Source organism: Howardella ureilytica (assembly GCF_054657495.1).
The window spans coordinates 1-324 of record NZ_BAAHYP010000034.1 but is presented as its reverse complement, the minus strand read 5'-3'; the positions used below and the strand labels follow the sequence as shown (position 1 = coordinate 324).

Annotated in this window: 1 protein-coding gene; it reads left to right on the top strand. The window is 30.9% G+C overall.

Annotation, left to right across the window (positions count from 1 at the left end; all coding sequences use genetic code 11):
- Positions 1 to 324: RNA-guided endonuclease InsQ/TnpB family protein (locus tag ACYQ1N_RS07600; RefSeq protein WP_459834525.1), on the top strand; the 324-nt coding region annotated here is incomplete at both ends.

Here is a 324-nt window from a genome sequence, read left to right as displayed (position 1 = left end):
CGTAAGAATGAACATAAATCACATAATTATATAAAACATCAGCATAAGCTTGCAAAGCTTCATAAGCATATAAAGAACCAAAGATATGATTTTTTACATAAGAAATCTGCTGAGATAGCCAATCATGTAGATGTTGTTTGTGTTGAAAATCTAAATATGAAAGCGTTGGCAAATAAAAACTTTGGTAACGGTAAAGCTACTCTTGATAATGGATATGGTATGTTTTTGTCTATGCTAGAATATAAACTAGCTGATAGAGGAAAACACTTTGTAAAAGTAAGTAAATGGTATCCATCATCACAAATCTGCTCTTGTTGTGGTAAG